Source organism: Imperialibacter sp., assembly GCF_048007035.1.
Lineage (GTDB): Bacteria > Bacteroidota > Bacteroidia > Cytophagales > Cyclobacteriaceae > Imperialibacter.
The window spans coordinates 453478-471638 of sequence record NZ_CP180355.1; the positions used below are offsets into that span (position 1 = coordinate 453478).

General features: G+C 48.1%; 17 protein-coding genes. 10 read left to right on the forward strand and 7 right to left on the reverse strand.

Annotated elements, in window-relative coordinates:
- Positions 1-179: 179 nt before the first annotated feature.
- The gene (locus tag ACMVP2_RS02045; RefSeq protein WP_416866519.1) at positions 180-1244 is read right to left on the reverse strand and encodes a branched-chain amino acid aminotransferase; all 1065 of its coding nucleotides are present in this window, start codon (positions 1242-1244) and stop codon (positions 180-182) included.
- A 258-nt stretch (positions 1245-1502) separates the two neighbouring features.
- Between ACMVP2_RS02045 and kduI the strand changes: the two genes are divergently transcribed.
- Positions 1503-2339, forward strand: coding sequence for a 5-dehydro-4-deoxy-D-glucuronate isomerase (gene kduI / locus ACMVP2_RS02050; protein WP_416866520.1), 837 nt, complete (start codon positions 1503-1505; stop codon positions 2337-2339).
- A gap of 3 nt (positions 2340-2342) precedes the next feature.
- Positions 2343-3110 (forward strand): SDR family NAD(P)-dependent oxidoreductase, encoded by a 768-nt coding sequence (locus ACMVP2_RS02055; protein ID WP_416866521.1) that lies wholly within the window; start codon positions 2343-2345, stop codon positions 3108-3110.
- Positions 3111-3582: 472 nt separating this feature from the next.
- Here ACMVP2_RS02055 and ACMVP2_RS02060 read toward each other — a convergent pair whose 3' ends face one another.
- From ACMVP2_RS02060 to ACMVP2_RS02080, 5 genes are all read right to left on the reverse strand, one after another.
- Entirely contained in the window at positions 3583-4965 is a 1383-nt protein-coding gene (locus ACMVP2_RS02060) for a putative oxidoreductase C-terminal domain-containing protein (protein ID WP_416866522.1), read from the reverse strand.
- Positions 4966-4972: 7 nt separating this feature from the next.
- The gene (locus tag ACMVP2_RS02065; protein WP_416866523.1) at positions 4973-6349 is read right to left on the reverse strand and encodes a Gfo/Idh/MocA family protein; all 1377 of its coding nucleotides are present in this window, start codon (positions 6347-6349) and stop codon (positions 4973-4975) included.
- Between the two features lie 36 nt (positions 6350-6385).
- Positions 6386-7354 carry a PmoA family protein gene (locus ACMVP2_RS02070; protein ID WP_416866524.1) on the reverse strand — a complete coding sequence of 323 codons (969 nt, stop codon included), beginning with the start codon at positions 7352-7354 and terminating at the stop codon, positions 6386-6388.
- 101 nt (positions 7355-7455) lie between these two features.
- Positions 7456-8010, reverse strand: a complete 555-nt coding sequence (locus ACMVP2_RS02075; protein WP_339786501.1) for a cob(I)yrinic acid a,c-diamide adenosyltransferase — start codon at positions 8008-8010, stop codon at positions 7456-7458.
- A gap of 6 nt (positions 8011-8016) precedes the next feature.
- Entirely contained in the window at positions 8017-8733 is a 717-nt protein-coding gene (locus ACMVP2_RS02080; protein WP_317487383.1) for an ABC transporter ATP-binding protein, read from the reverse strand.
- A gap of 281 nt (positions 8734-9014) precedes the next feature.
- Between ACMVP2_RS02080 and ACMVP2_RS02085 the strand changes: the two genes are divergently transcribed.
- The 3 genes from ACMVP2_RS02085 (at position 9015) to ACMVP2_RS02095 (ending at position 12075) form a co-directional block, all read left to right on the forward strand.
- The gene (locus tag ACMVP2_RS02085; RefSeq protein ID WP_416866525.1) at positions 9015-10400 is read left to right on the forward strand and encodes a M20/M25/M40 family metallo-hydrolase; all 1386 of its coding nucleotides are present in this window, start codon (positions 9015-9017) and stop codon (positions 10398-10400) included.
- Positions 10401-10421: 21 nt separating this feature from the next.
- Positions 10422-11162: a subclass B1 metallo-beta-lactamase gene (gene bla / locus ACMVP2_RS02090; protein WP_339786494.1), complete on the forward strand. Its 741-nt coding sequence runs from the start codon at positions 10422-10424 to the stop codon at positions 11160-11162.
- Positions 11163-11307: 145 nt separating this feature from the next.
- Positions 11308-12075, forward strand: coding sequence for a MerR family transcriptional regulator (locus ACMVP2_RS02095; protein WP_416866526.1), 768 nt, complete (start codon positions 11308-11310; stop codon positions 12073-12075).
- 36 nt (positions 12076-12111) lie between these two features.
- Here ACMVP2_RS02095 and ACMVP2_RS02100 read toward each other — a convergent pair whose 3' ends face one another.
- On the reverse strand, positions 12112-12678 hold the full coding sequence (locus ACMVP2_RS02100; RefSeq protein WP_416866527.1) for a Uma2 family endonuclease: 567 nt from the start codon (positions 12676-12678) through the stop codon (positions 12112-12114).
- A 90-nt stretch (positions 12679-12768) separates the two neighbouring features.
- On the opposite strand from ACMVP2_RS02100, the gene speB reads away from it, so the two are divergent.
- The 5 genes from speB to ACMVP2_RS02125 all read left to right on the forward strand — a co-directional run bounded on the left by speB (position 12769) and on the right by ACMVP2_RS02125 (position 18142).
- A complete protein-coding gene (gene speB / locus ACMVP2_RS02105) occupies positions 12769-13554 on the forward strand; it encodes an agmatinase (RefSeq protein ID WP_416866528.1) in 786 nt (261 codons plus the stop codon).
- An 88-nt stretch (positions 13555-13642) separates the two neighbouring features.
- Positions 13643-13981, forward strand: coding sequence for a YciI family protein (locus ACMVP2_RS02110; RefSeq protein ID WP_416866529.1), 339 nt, complete (start codon positions 13643-13645; stop codon positions 13979-13981).
- Positions 13981-15246: an RNA polymerase sigma factor gene (locus ACMVP2_RS02115; RefSeq protein WP_416866530.1), complete on the forward strand. Its 1266-nt coding sequence runs from the start codon at positions 13981-13983 to the stop codon at positions 15244-15246. Before ACMVP2_RS02110 ends, ACMVP2_RS02115 begins: the two co-directional genes overlap by 1 nt.
- Positions 15247-15420: 174 nt before the next feature.
- Positions 15421-16809 carry a sigma-54-dependent transcriptional regulator gene (locus tag ACMVP2_RS02120; protein WP_416866531.1) on the forward strand — a complete coding sequence of 463 codons (1389 nt, stop codon included), beginning with the start codon at positions 15421-15423 and terminating at the stop codon, positions 16807-16809.
- Positions 16727-18142: a sensor histidine kinase gene (locus tag ACMVP2_RS02125; RefSeq protein ID WP_416866532.1), complete on the forward strand. Its 1416-nt coding sequence runs from the start codon at positions 16727-16729 to the stop codon at positions 18140-18142. Before ACMVP2_RS02120 ends, ACMVP2_RS02125 begins: the two co-directional genes overlap by 83 nt.
- Positions 18143-18161 lie beyond the last annotated feature (19 nt).

The window sequence follows — 18161 nt, forward strand, 5'->3', positions numbered from 1 at the left end:
CCTTTAGGGTTAGGGTATTTAAGGGGGTTGACCGTCGAATTGCCTTAGTCAAATAGCCTAAAACGATTTTCTAGATTTGATTAGCGCCCCCTAAACAACTTTCGCCAACCTTTCAACCTTAACCAACAAAAAATCCATCCCTTCGAAAAGCGGATGGATTTTGTGATATGTTATGATCGTCAGATTCTGTAAATCCAGCCGTGTGTGTCTTCTATTCTGCCGTACTTGATATCATCAAGTGTTTTCAAAAGCCTGTTCGACAGCGTTCTCGACTCCTCACCTGGCAATTCCAGGTCGCCGTCTTCAAAACCGATGTGGCTGATCTTGGCAATAGTCGCAGCTGTGCCTACACCAAACGCTTCGTTCACCTTACCATCGAGCAATGCCTGCTTGAGCTCTTTTACATATACTTTGCGTTCTTCAACAGGATAGCCCCACTCTTTGGCCAGGGTAATCACACTGTCCCTGGTCACCCCATCAAGGATGGTTTCTCCCGCCGGAGCTGTGCAAAGCACACCGTCAATCAGGAAGAACACATTCATGGTGCCAGACTCTTCAAAGTATTCGTGAGAGCCTGCATTGGTCCAAAGTAGCTGATCGTAACCAGCTTTTTGCCCCTGCACCATTGGGTACAATGCCGCTGCATAGTTGCCAGCAGTTTTGGCGCTGCCGGTGCCTCCGGGAGCAGCTCTGGTATATTTTGTCTCCACCTTCACCTTAACGGGCCTGGAATAGTAAGCGCCTGCCGGGCTGGTGAAAATGATGAATTGATATGTCAGTGACGACCTGATGCCCACAAATGGATCGTTGCCGAAAACAAACGGACGGATGTACAACGAAGTACCAGCCTTGTTAGGCACCCAGTCTCTGTCCAGCTTCAGCAGCTCAGTAAGCGCACTCATAAACATCTCCTCAGGAATTTCGGGAATGCACATTCTCTCGGCGCTCTTGTTCAGACGGGCAGCGTTTTTTTCCGGACGGAAAACAAGTACGTCGCCGTTCTCGGCTTTGTACGCCTTCATGCCCTCAAAAATAGACTGGCCGTAGTGCAATGTGGTGTTAGCGGGGCTCATTGACAGGTTGCCATAAGGCACAATCCTCAGATCCTTCCACTGTCCATCGACATAATCTGCCATAAACATGTGGTCAGAGTAGCTCTTACCAAATTGAACATTATCCATGTCCAGCTCCTTGATTCTGGACTTCGCCACCTGCGTGATCGGAAATTGAAGGGTATCTATCATGGCCTCAACCTATTATTGAAAAAGTAAAATTAGAAATTTAATCTCTAAAGGATAGTATAACGAGCGGGAAGAATCTTTGGTTTTTTCAAAAAATTTGGGGCAGGGTGCAATTAGGAGATGTCGACCCTCAGACCTATGGGTATTTGACTATGTTTGGTTGGGAAGGGTAAGTCCTGATGGAGAGCACTTTCGAAGAATGCCTGAATTTTATATCTTTCACAGTTAACCAGAACAATTTTTTCACGCTCAATTAACAAAATGACAGACTTACGATTTGGCTCACACCCTGAAGACATTAAACAGCTAACTACTTCGGCGCTTAGAGAGCGTTTTCTGATACCCGAGGTAATGAAAACAGGACAGGCCACGAGCGTATATTCGCTTCACGACCGCATGATGATCATCGGCATAGTGCCAACAATCAAGGCAATTGCTCTCCCCGCCTACAAAGAGCATACGAAAGCAGATTTCTTCCTCGAACGCCGGGAGCTCGGGATCATCAATGTGGGAGCAAAGGGATCTGTAACCGTAGATGGTGAGTCATTCGAACTCAACAACAAAGAATGCCTTTACGTAGGTAAAGGAAAAAAAGAAGTGTTGTTTGCTAGCGATACCGTTGACACTCCTGCCGAGTTCTATGTGAACTCATGTCCCGCACACCGGGAGTATCCAACCACAAAAGCGACCTTCGCTGATGCCAATGAGGTGAAGCTTGGTTCGAAAGAGAACTGCAACGAACGCACGATTTATCAGTACATCCACGACGGAGGTATACTGAGCTGTCAGCTGGTGATGGGGCTCACCATTTTGGCTCCAGGAAGCATTTGGAATACCTTTCCTCCGCATACGCACAACCGAAGAATGGAGGTATACTTCTATTTTGACTTGCCTGAAGATCAGATTGTGATGCACTTTATGGGGGAACCTCAGGAAACAAGACACCTGGCCATGAGCAATAAGCAGGCAGTGATCTCTCCCGAGTGGTCTATTCATGCGGGTGCCGGCACTTCAAATTATACATTCACCTGGTCAATGGCTGGCGAAAACAAAGCGTTTACAGACATGGATGGCCATCCACTAAGATCCATCCGCTAGCCTATGGTACTCGATCTATTTAGCCTGAAGGGCAAGACTGCCCTGGTCACAGGTTGCAAAAGAGGAATAGGTAGGGCAATGGCAGAAGGACTAGCAGAAGCTGGAGCAGATATTATCGGTGTATCGGCATCACTCGAATTAACTGGAAGTGAGGTAGAAAAATCGGTTCAGGCACTGGGCAGGTCGTTTACGGCTTACCAATGTGATTTTTCTGATCGGCCATCGTTGTACGCCTTTTTGGAGAAAGCGAAAGCGAAGCATGCTGTCATCGACATATTGGTGAACAATGCAGGCACCATACTAAGGAAGCCGGCTGCCGAACATCCTGATGAGTATTGGGATGAGGTGATGGAGGTCAATTTGAATGCGCAATTCATCATGTCGAGGGAGATAGGTAAAACGATGCTCAGTCGGGGTAGCGGCAAAATCATCTTCACGGCCTCTCTGCTCACTTTTCAGGGAGGTATCACCGTGCCCGGCTACGCTGCAAGCAAGGGGGCGATTGGTCAGCTGACCATGGCGTTGTCCAACGAGTGGGCATCCAGGGGGATCAACGTGAATGCCATTGCCCCCGGATACATCGCTACCGACAATACCCAGGCACTACAGGACGATGCCGACCGCAGCAAATCTATACTGGCACGTATTCCGCAAAACAGGTGGGGAAATCCGGCTGACTTCAAAGGACCGGTGGTCTTTTTGGCCAGCGAAGCCTCGTCTTATATGAACGGGACTGTTGTGGTATTAGATGGCGGCTGGATGGGTAGGTGAAAGGCCTACTAAATGGTCGTTGAATCCAGTCTTCTAAAGCAAGTCTGTTGATCCAAGCTTCTTAGAGTCCTATCCGGAAGACTCTGAGGGAGAATCGTAACTGTGACGCAATCAGTGGATATCGAAGGCAGAATTACAATTCCTGCGATAGGGCGATCAGGTCGCAAATCTGGAGGAGCTTAGGTACTATTATAAAAAGTATTCGTTATTTCAACTGCCCTTTTTTCCAATAGGCAGGGATGCTCAGCACAAAGAGCACGACAACTATTATGGGTACTGTCCATTCCATCCGATTAAGATAGGCTTTTTTTGATTAAAAGCATGCCTCACGCCCAATCATTTCAAGCTTCGGAGTCCTCTGAGGAAGACTATGAGGGAGTGCGCTAATCACCAAAAAGCCTGACTGTGGTGCCACCAGCTATCGCTGTGTGCACCACCTTCGGGCTCTAAATTTTTACACAAGGCTACAACATTACTTAGCTGTGGCCATTTCCAATGCCTTAATATTAGTGAAGTACTTCACCTTCATAAAGGCCTTTTCCCACTCAGGCATGGATCCGGCCTGGTAGTACTCCAAAAACTTTTCGGTTACCTGACCAAAGTGTGCTTCATGGCCGTTGTGGTAAGAATCAGGGATGTCGACAATGTACTCTCCTCCCTCCTGCTTCGTCAACCCAATGCCTGGGTATTTCGCCTGTAGCGTTTCGTTGATCGCCTTGGCCAATGCCTCGTCCTGGGTACCCAATAGTTTCACATACAGAGTCGCCCTGTAGTTCTCTTCCGCTCCCTGACGAATCATCAGGTTGGCTTTGGTACCCCGCATCATGCTATAATGTGTATCGGCTGCTCCCTCAGGTGCCTTGTAATTCCAGATCACGCTCACCTTCGCATGTTTGCCTCTCAGGGTGTAATTCATCTCCCCGTTGCTAAGCACTTCCAGCTTGCCGTCTTTGATATACTCGCTAAGGAATGCAGGAAACTCTTCAGTGCCCGTCACGCCTTTAAAATCGTCAAGGGTCAGCACGGTAGGCCAAAGCTTTGCGGACATCATGTTGACATCGGTGGTGTCGAGCATTTGTTCGGGGAAGGTTTCCCATTGCACCAGGTCTACCAGGTGAGTGGTTACGTCCACGATACCTGTGCCTTCTACTTTCACATCAAAAAACCAGTCGGGCCGCACTAAAGGCTTGCCAGACACATATTTGAAGAAGTGATGCACACTCTCTTTGGTAATCGCCGGATTGTCAGGCGTGCCGTCCTCCAGCTCACCAAATACCTCAGGCATCATAGAAAGCTGGCGTTGCAAAATAGTGGTGATCTCAAATCTCTCGGTCATGATATCATACAGCAGCAGATCTTTTTGTTCTGCCACCTGAAAAGCCCTGAGAAGCTTAGCATAACCAGCTTTGTCCACCACCAGGGGTTTGTCGGCATACACGTTTATGTCGTTTTCAATGGCCTTCAGCACATAGTCCACTTTGTGATCATTTTTACCTGCCACAACCATCACATTACCCGGCTTCTGATCGATCATTTTTTGCAGGAAATCAGGGCCTTTGGTCACCTCTGTTTTCCACCCGGTAGGGTTTTCCGCCCGGGTATTGTAGCCGTTGATTCGGGCAAGGTAATCCGTCAGCTCCGGGCCGTCTGGCGCAAACACATAAATGGTGGAGTCCACCACCGGATACATCGACTTGTGGATGAGCCCGGCATGAAAATGCCCAGGTTCCAGCGTCATAATCCTGATTTTACCATCGTCGGTAGGTTCTTCCGTGCTCTCTTTCATCGTTCCTGATTGGCAGCCTGCAAGAAAAAGGGCTGCGAGAGCCCCTGAAAATAGTTGGTTGAGTTTCATTTAATTTTTATCCTTTCATTTTAACGTTATCGGTTCCATAAGGCGCTCTTTGCGGCCTGCTTAAGTAAGAATTTGCTTCGTCGTCGTTGATAAAGCGCTCTGTTTTGGAATCCCACTCCAGCCTTCTGCCAATTTTCATGGCAATATGGCTTGTCAAGCACACAGAACAGGCCTTGTGACCCATTTCTACAGGAGATATCGGCTCCTTGCCAGACTTGATGCACTCCAGCCAGTTGCCATGGTGCTCTTCGCTTTCATACAAATGAATCTCCCCTGGCTCAATCACAGATTGCAGAATCTTAGGGTCAGAAGCATCTAATGCCTTAGCGCTGTTCTCAGCAGCTACCGGGTCGGAGGCCGAAGCCACATAGTCGCCCCTCGATACCCAAATCCAACCATCAGTTCCTTCGTAGCGAATACCATTCGGGTACCCACCTGATGTAAATACGTTGATGCCGTTGTCGTATTCCTGCTTCACCATGAAGTCGCCATGCACATTCCAAAGCCCGGATCTTGGAAACTCGGCCACGGCCTCAATGAACCTTGGTCCTGTGTATTCGGTGTCGATACCCCAGGCAGCCGAATCGTAGTGATGTTGCCCCCAGCCAGTGATCATACCTGCACCGAACTGCTCACAACGCAACCAGCCCGGACGGTCGTAGCCCTCAACAGGGTGCACGCCAATCTCAGTATAAGGTACCTCGGGTGTTGAGCCCAGCCAAGCATCGTAGTTCAGCTGCTTGGGCACAGGCATCGCTGGCGCTTCAGGGCCTGCAGGATCGCCCGGAAGGCCAATCCGTACCGTGTGAATCTTTCCGATCCTGCCATTGCGCACCAGCTCAGCCGCAACCCTGAACTGCTTCATAGAGCGCTGCTGCGTTCCCATTTGGAAAGTGACATTCGACTTCTTTACAAGATCAGCCAGCTGCCGTCCCTCTTTGATAGTGAGGGAGGTCGGCTTTTGCAGGTAGACGTGCTTTTTGGCCAGCACAGCCTCCATGGCAGGCTGAGAATGCCAATGGTCGGGCGTGCTGATGATGACCGCATCAATGTCTTTGTTCAACAGCATTTCCTTGTAATCACCGTACTGTTTCACATCGACATACGGTTTGCCCATTTTCTCAGTATAGTACTTTTCAACATGCTCTTTTCCTTCCTTCATCCGCTTGCTGTCCAAATCGGAGACGGCCACGAACCGGGCCACGTCGTGCTGCCAGGTACCTGGCATGTCGTGGCCACGGGCAATGCGACCACACCCAATCTGGCCAATATTGATTTTGTTGCTCGGCGCATCTTTTCCAAAAACGGAAGAGGGCACTATGGTGGGGAAACCCAGCACACTGGTAGCAATGGCTGTGTTTCGGACAAATTCTCTTCTTTTCATAGGTATATAAGTAGTCTAAGGGTAAGTAGTTAATTATTATTTGGTGAATGCTTTCCAGTAAGCTTCCGCTTCTTGGGCTGTAAGCGTTCCGTCAAACACCACCATTCTATATTTCAAAGTGTATCTCTTTCCAGGCTCAATTTCCCAGGGCTCATACCTGATGGGGCAAAACTCTATGTAAACATTTTCCTTTCCTCCGTTAGCATCCACTGGCCACACCCGCATTGGTTCGGGGTGGGCCCTGTTTTCAGGGTAGCTAAGAAATAGTATTCCGCTTTTTCCTTCCTTTGCTCCAGAAACTCCGTGCACCATTACCCACTTCCCCCCTGTTCCATCGGCGTTGGTTCTATCGTACCCTTCTGACGTAAGAATCGTACTGTTACCCTGATTCCAGGCCGCCGTGGCACGGTAGCCTATACCCCCTCCATAGCGGTAGGCCTCCAACATAATAGGCGTTGAAAGTGGTGTGGAAATGGTTGTTGTGTAGTCGACAAGGTACCTTCCTTTGTCTGCGCTTTGCACCCGGATGCCTAAATCCTCCTCAATGGCCACCTGTTGGCCGTTCGGTGCCAGCAGGTCAGTATGGTTCTGACGGACAACCACCTCAGCATAGCTACCTTTGGCCACCTGAGATATCACATGATCAAAATCGACCCTGCCTTTTCCATCTCCCAGGTTCCAGAAGTCCACTTCCCTGCCCTCGACTTTTGTCTTTGTCCATGGACCCCAAATACCTAAATGATGGTAATGGTCTGGTGGTTGAATACGGGTAAGCACCTCGCCAGAAGGTGACTTGAGCGGGTGGATAAAGCCAGATTTGCGAAACTCCTTCTTCACACCTTCCGGCACGGTGAGCATCGCAGTTTGGTAGGTAAGCACCTCCTTTCCGCCCATCAGAAAGTCAATGCCTGTGGTCGTTTCTTGTATGCTTACTTTCTGCGCCTGAGTGGACGAAAAAAGGCCAAATAAAGCAGTAAACAACAGAAGAGGCTTCTTAAGCGTCATCTAAAATTTAATATCGGGGGTTGAGACCAATGAAGATACTAAATTTTCACCAGGTTTGTCCCGGTACAAACTTTTTCCTTTGGGAGAGGTGCAAAAAAAGCCTATTTTGGACTTCTGGGCTTCCACGGGGTTTCCTCCACGCCTAGCTCCTGCGCCATCATGCGGCACAGCACAAAAAGATAGTCGGAAAGGCGGTTAAGAAACTGGACAATACTTTCTTCGACGGGCTCCTGCTCCTGCAGACCAATCACCAGGCGTTCAGCCCTGCGGCAAACACAGCGAGCGATGTGACCATGCGAAACCGAAGGATGGCCGCCTGGGAGAATGAAGTTTTTCATCGGAGGCAGCAAGGTATCCATTTCATCCATGGCGGCCTCCAGCCTGCTTGTCAATGTTTCATCAACCTGCGGAATGGGGAATTTGGTACTTCCAGGCTCCATAGCCAGGTGAGAGCCAATGGTAAAAAGCTGCTCCTGTATTTCTATAAAAAATGGTATTCTGGCTTTGTTTACCTCTTGATCCCTCAGTAATCCGATATAGGAATTGAGTTCGTCGACAGTGCCATAGGTTTCTATGCGAAGATGTGCCTTCGACACCCTCGTGCCACCAAGAAGAGAGGTGGTTCCCTTGTCGCCTGTTTTAGTGTAAATTTTCATCCAATATCAGACCGGCTCTGACACATGGCGGGTGATGTTTTTATTTTCAGTGTCAGATTCAATCAAACCGTCCCTTAGCCTGATGACCCGGTGCGCATACGTTGCAATATCTTCTTCATGTGTCACCATAATGATGGTGTTGCCTTTGTCGTGCAGCTCCTGAAAAAGCTCCATTATGCTGTAAGAGGTCTTCGTGTCGAGGTTACCAGTCGGCTCATCCGCCAGGATAATCGAAGGGTTGTTAACGAGCGCTCTCGCAATGGCAACTCTCTGGCGCTGCCCACCCGATAACTCATTGGGCTTATGACGAGCCCTTTCAGCAAGTCCAACACCAGCAAGGGCTGCCATGGCTTGCTCTTCCCTGTCCTCCCTATTCATTCCCGCATAAATAAGCGGAAGTGCAACGTTCTCAAGAGACGACTGCCTTGGCAGCAGGTTGAAAGTCTGGAAAACGAACCCGATCTCCTTGTTCCTGATTTCCGCCAGCTCATTTTCGGTAAGGTCGCTTACGTCATGGTTATTGAGGATGTATTGACCTCCGGAAGGCGTATCAAGACAGCCTACAATGTTCATCAAAGTAGATTTCCCCGACCCTGACGGCCCCATAAAAGCCACATATTCACCCCTGTTGATGTCGATGGTGATGGACTTAAGAGCGTGGATAGTTTCGCTACCCATCACATATTTTTTGGAAACATCTCTGGTTTGAATGACTGCACTCATGAACAAAAGGGGTTTTAGAAAATTTTAATATACAATAATACCTCTAACGATTGGAAAATCCACAACTAATTCTTTAGTGGGTACTTTTTAATTGCCCAAAGGTTTCACTATCGTTTTTAACCTTAACGACGAAGACTACCCTATTTGTTTACTTTCATGCCAATGAATTACAGTATTGGTCTGTATTTTTTTCAAGCTCACCACTATATTGCGACCACTTGCCAATTTGCCACCTCCTTGATCGAACTAATCCAAAAAATACTGAAACCGAAATACTTAACATGAAACACATTGCTCTCCTCCTTTTCCCCTACCTGATATGCAGCAGTTTATCTGCTCAAAAAGTAAAAACTGATGACCAGGATGTTGAAATGATCCGCAAAATCTATGATGAAGCTTTGGCAAGAGGCGAATCGTACCAGATGCTGGACTTTCTTACCGGGCAAATCGGAGCGAGGCTGGCAGGCTCACCAGGAGCCGCCGCCGCAGTAGACTGGAGCAAAGAAACCATGGAGAGCTTTGAGTTTGATAACGTGTTTCTGCAAGAGGTGATGGTTCCTCATTGGGTAAGAGGCCAAAAAGAAATTGGCAAGATTGTTAACTCTAAAATGGGTTCCGTTGAGGTAAACGTGGTGGCGCTGGGCAACTCGGTGGGCTCCGGGCCTAATGGGGTGGCCGGAAAAATAGTTGAGGTGCAAAACTTTGACGAGCTTGCCGCTCTTGGCGAAGCCGGTGTAAAAGGCAAAATCGTCTTTTTCAACCGCCGGATGGATCCGACATTGATCGAAACTTTTGAAGCCTATGGCGGCGCTGGCAACCAAAGAGGTGCCGGGCCATCTGAAGCTGCCAAGTATGGTGCCATTGGGGTTGTAGTCCGCTCGCTCACCAATGCACTGGACGACCACCCGCACACTGGCAGCACCAACTACACGCCAAATCTTTACAAGCTGCCAGCGGTTGCCATCAGCACCAACGATGCAGACAGGCTGAGCAGGATGCTGAAGGACGACTCTGAGCTTGAGTTCTACTTTGAGACGCATTCACAGATGCTACCCGACAAGCTATCACACAACGTAGTGGGCGAACTTAAGGGCAGCAGCAAAGCAGACGAATACATTGTTGTTGGTGGCCACCTCGACTCATGGGACCTGGCGCAGGGAGCCCACGACGATGGAACAGGCTGTGTGCAGTCTATTGAGGTGCTTCGGATTCTCAAGGCCATTGGTTACAAGCCAAAAAGAACCCTGAGAGCGGTTATGTTCATGAACGAGGAAAATGGCCTTAGGGGAGGACGGAAATACGCTGAATTGGCTGCCGAAAATAAAGAGAAACACATCGCTGCCATGGAATCGGATCGTGGTGGTTTCAAACCGCTTGGGTTTACTTTTACTGCCGAAGACAAGCAGGTAGAGCGCATCAAAGGCTGGGCGCCATTGTTCGTGCCATATCAGATTTACAAGTTTGACACCGGAGGCGGTGGAGCCGACATCAGCCCACTTGCAACACAAGGTGTGCCCATGATCGGCTTCTACCCCGACCCGCAACGCTACTTCGACTACCACCATACGGCGATTGATACGTTCGACAAAGTGAGTCGGAGAGAGCTGGAGTTAGGCGCTGCCACCATGGCGGCTTTAACCTATTTGATTGACAAGTACGGGCTTTAAGGGATTGCTAATTTGAGACTTATGATGACAGATTGGTTGGCTGCCGGGATCAGGAAACTTCTTCCTTTCATTGTAATATTGTTTTGTATCGGAACTGCCCATGCACAGTTCCAGATTGAGGTTAAAAAGCACAGCAACTCGATATACATTTACGAGTCGTACGGTGCTTATCAGGGAGGAAAAGTGGGTGCCAACGCTGTCATCTTTGTGGGCAAAGACAGCGTGGTGGTCATTGACACTCCCTGGGGAAATGACCAAACCGTGCAGCTACTTGACTGGATTGACAGTGAAATCAAAAAACCAGTAGCCAGCTTTGTGATTACGCACTTCCACGATGACCGCATTGGCGGTATTGATGTCCTAAAAGAGAGAGGCATTCCAGCCGTGAGTTCGGCGCTAACGGCCAAACTGGCCGTAGAAAATGGTATTGCTAAACCAGACGTCCTCTTTAAAAACGACACCACCATCACTCTGGCAGGAGGTAAAATTGAGGTTTTCTATCCGGGAGCCGGTCACAGCCCCGACAACGTGGTAGTTTACTTCCCTTCAGAAAAACTCCTGTATGGTGGCTGTTTTTTGAAGGATGCCTCAACCACTTCCCTTGGCAACCTGGGAGATGCAGACGTTACCGCCTGGCCTGTGAGTCTCGAAAAAATGAAGAAACGTTTCCCCAAACCAAAGATGGTCATTCCGGGCCATGGCGGACTGGAGCCGGGGGCTATTGAGAATACGGCCAAACTCCTGAGAGATTACAAGCAGTGAAATAAACAAACAAGTTTATTGAAAAAAGGAAATGGCGGTGCTATTTCCTTTTTTTATCCCTGATCCGTGCTGAAAAAAATTTAAAAAACACTTGACTCTAACGTTGCGTCATAGCATTTCTTTGCATCATCATTAATGAAAATGTATGGCAGGCTATACAGTAAAAAAGCTGGCAAAACTGGCTGGGGTAAGTGTGCGCACACTTCACCATTACGACCAGATTGGTCTTTTGACTCCCGAAGAACGAGGGCTTGATTCAGGGTACAGGTACTATGGAAGGCATGAAATGTTACGCCTGCAGCAGATCCTGTTCTACCGTGAGTTGGGCTTTGCCCTGAAGGAAATCAAAAAGATCATGGACGAAAAGGATTTTGACTTGCTGGAATCGCTGGAGTTCCAAAAGTCGGAAATTCATAAGCAGATTGCCAGAAACAAGGTGTTATTAGGCACTTTGGAGAAAACAATTGATGAAATAAAAAACAGAAAAAAAATGGTAACAGATAAAGAAATGTACGAGGGCTTCACCGAAGAGCAGGTGACGACCTACCGCCAGGAAGTAGTGGATCGTTGGGGCAAAGAAGCCCTCGACCAATCGGAAAATGCTATTCGTAAGAAATCAAAAGACGAATGGAACAATATGAAACAGCAATCAGAGGAGCAATCCCGGTTGATGGCAACGCTGATGGACTTGCCTCCTAACGACCGCAGGGTGCAGCAGGTCATTTATCAGCACTACCAATTCGTCGGGCAATTCTATGAGGTGACTGAAGAAAGGTACAGAGGGCTGGCCGACATGTACGTAACCGACGAACGATTTAAGGCAACCTACGAGAAGTTTGCGACCGGGTTGGCCGGGTTCATGCAAAAGGCGATGTATGTATTTTGTGAAAATGGGATGAAAGTGCAAGAATAACTTCATGAATCAGGCCGCAGTAGCCTCTGCGGCCTGCTATTTTTTATCAAATTCTTTCGCTCTGATTTGCTCTATCGTTACTGAAAACCCCTTAAGTACCGATGAATCAACCGTTCCCTTTTGCGAAGCAAATGCCAGTAACTCGTACTTTCCATTATTCAATGCAAAAATATCAATCACTTCATTGGCTGGATCTACTACCCAAAATTCTTTCACCCCAAACTTCTCATAAAGTGCTTTTTTTCTTTCCTGGTCGTGGTGAAAAGTAGAAGGTGATAGTATTTCGACGAGAAGATCGGGCGACCCATTGATATTTCTTTCTGTCAAAATCCCTTCGTTGGCATGGCTGACAAAGATCAAATCGGGCTGTACCACGTTGTACTCATCAAACCTCACATCAGATGGGGCGTTAAAAACATGCCCAAGTTTCTTACTATAGACATAGTCGATAATAAGCCTTTGCAAATTCCTTGAAATGGCCTGATGCTTTAGAGTGGGCGCTGGCGATATATCAAAAAGTTCTCCATCAATGATTTCATAACGCCTGTCATCATCCAACTGGAGGTATTTGCTGTAAGTGAATTTTTCGGCTACTGCTATCATTTGTTCCCGGTAGTTTGTAAATATACTAAGCAGCTCTAATGTAAAAAATGCCAGATTGGCCACAAAACAGCGAGATTAGCAACCATGCAAATGAAACCTATCAACCTACTAGGCATCTCCTTCGACGCCAACTCATCCTTCATGCGAGGCCCGGCACAAGCCCCTCCCCTCATTCGGAAAGCGCTGCATTCAGATTCAACCAACTACTTCAATGAAGCTGGTCAAAATGTGAAGGACTTGTTGAACGATGCCGGAGACATCCTGCCGATCATTCCTTACAATGCCTTGCAAAAGGAAATTTCGAAAATCTATACTGTTTCGGAAAAATGGATTTTCCTTGGAGGCGATCACTCAGTCACCTACCCCATCCTGCAAGCTGTTGCGCCGCATTACCCCAAGCTCTCCATACTGCATCTCGACGCCCACTCTGACTTGTACGACGAGCTGGATGGCAACCGATTTTCTCACGCCTGTCCATTCGCAAGAATCATGGAGAATGGCTTGGCGCAAAGCCTCACACAGGTTGGCATCCGCACGCTCAACAAGCACCAAAAAGAGCAAGCAGAAAGGTTCAATGTCAGCATCATTCCAATGAATAAATGGACAGAAGACATGACCATCGATATTGGTGGCCCTGTGTACCTAAGCCTGGATATCGACGTGCTTGACCCGGCCTTTGCTCCTGGCATCTCACACTACGAACCGGGCGGTGCCACTACCAGGCAGGTGGTTGATTTCATCCAGCGCCTCAAGCACCTGAATATCGTAGCGGCCGACATTGTAGAATACAACCCTGTAAGAGATGTGAACGAAATGACTGCATTTGTAGCTGCCAAATTCCTGAAAGAACTTGCAGGCATTATGTCGGCTGGCTAGCGCATTGGTTGAAACAAGTTTTCTTTCTGTTTTGTCCAAAACAGCAGAGCGACCTTGTCTACATATCAAAAACCTCTAAATTATCCCTATGAAAAAGTTTTTGATTCTAATCAGAGAAGACCTTTCTGCAGTTAACAAAATGACCCCCGAGCAAATGGAGGCCGACATTGCCGAATATGTTAAGTGGAAGGACGGCCTTCAGAAAGAAAACCGCCATGTGATGAGCGACCCTTTAGAAGGCTCTGGTGCGATGATCTACAAAAATAAAGTAGAAACAGACGGGCCATTCATTGAATCGAAGGAGGTTATCACTGGCTTCTTTGTGTTCCTGGCAAAGGACATGGAAGAGGCAATCAGCATTGCCAAAACCTGCCCTATTTTCAAATACGAAGGACTCGTGGAGCTAAGGCCCATCATGGACTTTTGATGCAACAGGAACAGCCCCCCTATCATTTTGAAACACAAAAGCTGGTCAGCCATCTTTACCGCCAGTGGTACGGTAAGATGGTGACCTCCCTGGCACGCTACTTTGGGCTTCAGCAGCTTGAACTGGCCGAAGACATCGTGCAGGAGGCTTTCGAGTCGGCTATCAAGCAATGGGAACAAAAAGGCGTGCCTGATCAGCCAGTGAACTGGCTCTTCAAAGTATGTAAAAACAAAGCGATCAACGCTCTGCGAAAAAAGCGTTTCGAGCCGCTGCCAGCGGAGTCTTTTCTTAATACACGGGAAGAGATCAAGCTTGAGGCGCTTTTCCTCGACAATGAAATTGAAGACAGTCAGCTGCGGATGATCGTGGTTTGCTGCCATCCCGCATTCTCTGCTAAAAATCAGCTCATTTTTGTCCTGCGACATGTGGCCGGCTTAACCGTCAGACAAATTGCCCGTGGCCTGTTGATGACCGAAGAAGCGGTTGCCAAGTCGATAGTACGTTCTAAGCAACTTATCCGTGAAAAGAACCTGTCATTTCCCGATCCTGACTATTTGAAGGTGAAAGAGAATCTGCATGAGGTGCATCTAATCATCTACCTGCTTTTCAACGAAGGCTACTCCTCGACCGATAGCGACTCTATTATCAGAGAAGAGCTGTGCTTTGAAGCCATCAGGCTGATCAAACTGGTGACAGACAATGAAAAGCTGAAAACGGCAGACTCATTGGCCTTGTTCTCATTATTTCTTCTCCATGCTGCGAGGTTTCCAGCCAGGGAGGATGTTGAAAAAAAGCTGATTGATTTAGAAAGTCAGGATCGGCGCCTTTGGGACCAGGACATGATAGCCCTCGGGCAGCAGTATTTCAGGGAATCTATTCAGGAAAAGAATTACAGCAAATACCAGGTGGAAGCTGCCATCGCTTACGAACATGCGCAGGCTCCCTCTTTCGAGGAGACAGATTGGGCAAGCATCTGCGAACTGTACGAATACCTTCGCCAAAGCGACCCAGGTGCTGCCGTTTATCTGAATTGGCTTATTGCACTTTTTTATAGCCAGGGGCCGCTCGTTGCCTACGAAAAGCTCCAGGAGCTTGATGCAAAAGGGTGCCTTGTGCAAAATCAATACTACTTTTCACTCCTTGGAAAAATGTATATGGCCATGGACGATACCACTCTGGCAGCCAGTTGCTTTCGTCAGGCCATTGAGCTGACAACCAGTCTGCCGGAAAAAAAATATATCGAAAGGCTTTTGGCAACACTTTGAATGGTCGGCGTGCATCAGCGACCTCCACCGTCCGCCAACGCACAGCTGTTTTTCACTTCAGTATTTCATCACTTTCTTTAAGCATTGATATTCAAGCAATTGAGATTGGTTTTACTTCTCTTGACAAAAGGTATTATTATTGTTTAAAATGGAGCGGGCAAAAGCTGTGTATAAATGAAAAAGAGTAACCAGGCAGGAAGAATTCTGATTGTTGACGACAACCCCGACGTGTTGAGCGCCGCCAAAATATTTCTGAAGCGACATTTCCTGGAGGTGGTGACCGAGAAAAACCCCGAGTCGCTTCCCAATATTCTGATGAATGAAACTTTCGATGTCATTCTCCTGGACATGAATTTCACGAAAGACGTTAGCTCGGGACACGAGGGCTTTTTCTGGCTCGACAAAATCCTCGAAATAGACCCATCGGCCGTTGTGATATTGATTACGGCCTACGGCGACGTGGAAGTAGCAGTAAAAGCCATCAAGGAAGGCGCCACCGACTTTGTACTCAAGCCCTGGGAAAACGAAAAGTTGCTGGCCACGGTTTCGTCCTGCATGAGGCTGCGTGAGTCGAGGCTGGAGACGAACAAACTCAAAGACAGACAAAAACAAATTAACGAGGACCTGGATACTAAGTACCAGGAGATTATTGGCAGAAGCGATGCCATTATGAAGGTGTTCGACACCATAGAAATGGTAGCGGGAACAGATGCCAATGTGCTGATCCTTGGCGAAAATGGCACAGGCAAGGAGCTGGTGGCTCGGGCCATTCACCGCCATTCAAAACGGGCTTCCGAAGTATTTCTTAGTGTTGACCTGGGGGCGGTAAGCGAAACACTTTTTGAAAGTGAGCTGTTTGGGCATACAAAAGGTTCGTTTACTGATGCTAAAGAAGACCGAGCAGGCCGCTTCGAAACAGCCTCTGGTGGTACTTTGTTTCTGGATGAGATTGGCAACCTTTCCACGCCACTTCAGGCCAAGCTGTTGTCCGTGCTACAGTCGAGGCAGGTAACAAGAGTTGGCTCCAACAAAGCCAAGCCTATTGACATTCGCCTCATTTGCGCCACCAACATGCACCTGTACGACATGGTGAAAAAGAGCGAATTCCGCCAGGACCTACTGTACCGCATCAACACCATCGAAATTAACATACCTCCACTGAGAGAGCGGCTAGACGACATTCCGTTGCTGGCAGAGCATTACCTGGGGCAGTTTACCAAAAAATACAACAAGCCCATCCGGTCGCTAAGCCCCTCGGTGTTGAAGAGAATGCAAAAATACAGCTGGCCGGGAAACGTGAGGGAGCTGGAGCATGCCGTGGAGCGGGCCGTGATCATGAGCCGCAGCATGGTGCTCGAAGCCGACGACTTCTTTTTGAACCAGGGTGGCAAAGAGCCTGACGAAGCAGCGGTAAACCTGGATGCCTACAACATAGAGGAGATGGAGCGGATTCTCATCCGCAAGGCGCTCAAACGCCACAATGGCAATATTACTCAGGCTGCTCAGGAGCTGGGGCTTACTCGTTCCTCCCTTTACCGACGAATGGAGAAGTATGATTTTTAACAGCTTCCGGTTTCAAATATTTCTGCGAGTGGCTTTTATCGGCCTATTGACAATGGCTTTTATTTGGCTGGTGGAAAGCAGCAAATACGTGAGTGCCACCATTATCTTCTCTGTTGGCGTTTTCTCGCTCTTCAGCCTGTTTCACTACGTAGAAAGCACCAACCGCAAGCTGACTCGTTTTATTGAAGCCATCAAATACGACGACTTCATCATTGGCTTTGATGCTGACAACAGGGTCGGGAAATCTTTCAAACAGCTGAATCAGTCAATGAAAGAGGTGCTCGATGCCTTCCGGCTCACCAGAAAAGAAAATGAGGAAAACCTTCAATTTCTGGACACTCTGGTAAAGAACGTGCAGGTGGGCATATTAAGTTACGACGATACCGGCGAAGTGGGGCTTATCAATCAAATGGCAAAAAAGCTGCTTGCACTTGAGAACCTGGCAGAGCTAAATGAGCTTTCGGCCACAGACCCGGAGCTTTACACCCTGTTAAGATCAATTCCGACGGGAGGCAATACCCTCTACCGAAAAAATGAACTTGTTCACCTTGCCATCCATACCTCCCGGCTGAGAATAAGAGGACGAGAGCTCACACTGGTTTCCCTGCAAAATATCCGGTCGGAGCTGCAACAAAATGAGCTGGAGGCCTGGCAAAACCTAACCAAAGTGCTCCGGCATGAAATCATGAATTCGGTGACGCCAATTTCTTCTTTGGTGTCCACGCTAAAAGAGATGTTTGAAGAGGAAACCCATGCCGACAATGAAGAGCAAATGTCGAAGGAAACAATTAGCGACATTAACGAGGCTCTTCAGGCAATAGAGAACAGGAGTCACGCACTGAAAAAGTTTGTCCATGCCTACCGGGACTTCACCCAGATTCCAAAACCGGCACTGAAGCCTGTAAAAGCAGCGACACTGCTGGCCAGGATCGAAAACCTGTATTTGGCAGAAACAAAGGCAAGCGAAGTGACCCTCGCCACAGAACTTGAGGACGATGAAATGACCATCATTGTGGACGACGAGCTGCTGGAAATGGTACTCATCAACCTTGTGAAAAATGCCATTGAGGTATTACAAGACCAAACTGATGCAAAGATCACTGTCAGGGGTTATGTGAACAATCAGCTGCGCCCCGTTATAGAAGTGGAAGACAATGGGCCTGGCATTATTCCGGAAGCCATCGACAATATCTTCATTCCGTTTTACACCACTAAGCCTACAGGGTCTGGCATAGGCCTCAGTCTGTCGAGGCAAATCATTCACATGCACGGAGGCACACTGGGAGTGGAATCGGTGGTTGGAAAAAAGACAGTTTTCAAAATAGAGTTATAAGGCGGCAAACATCTGGCTG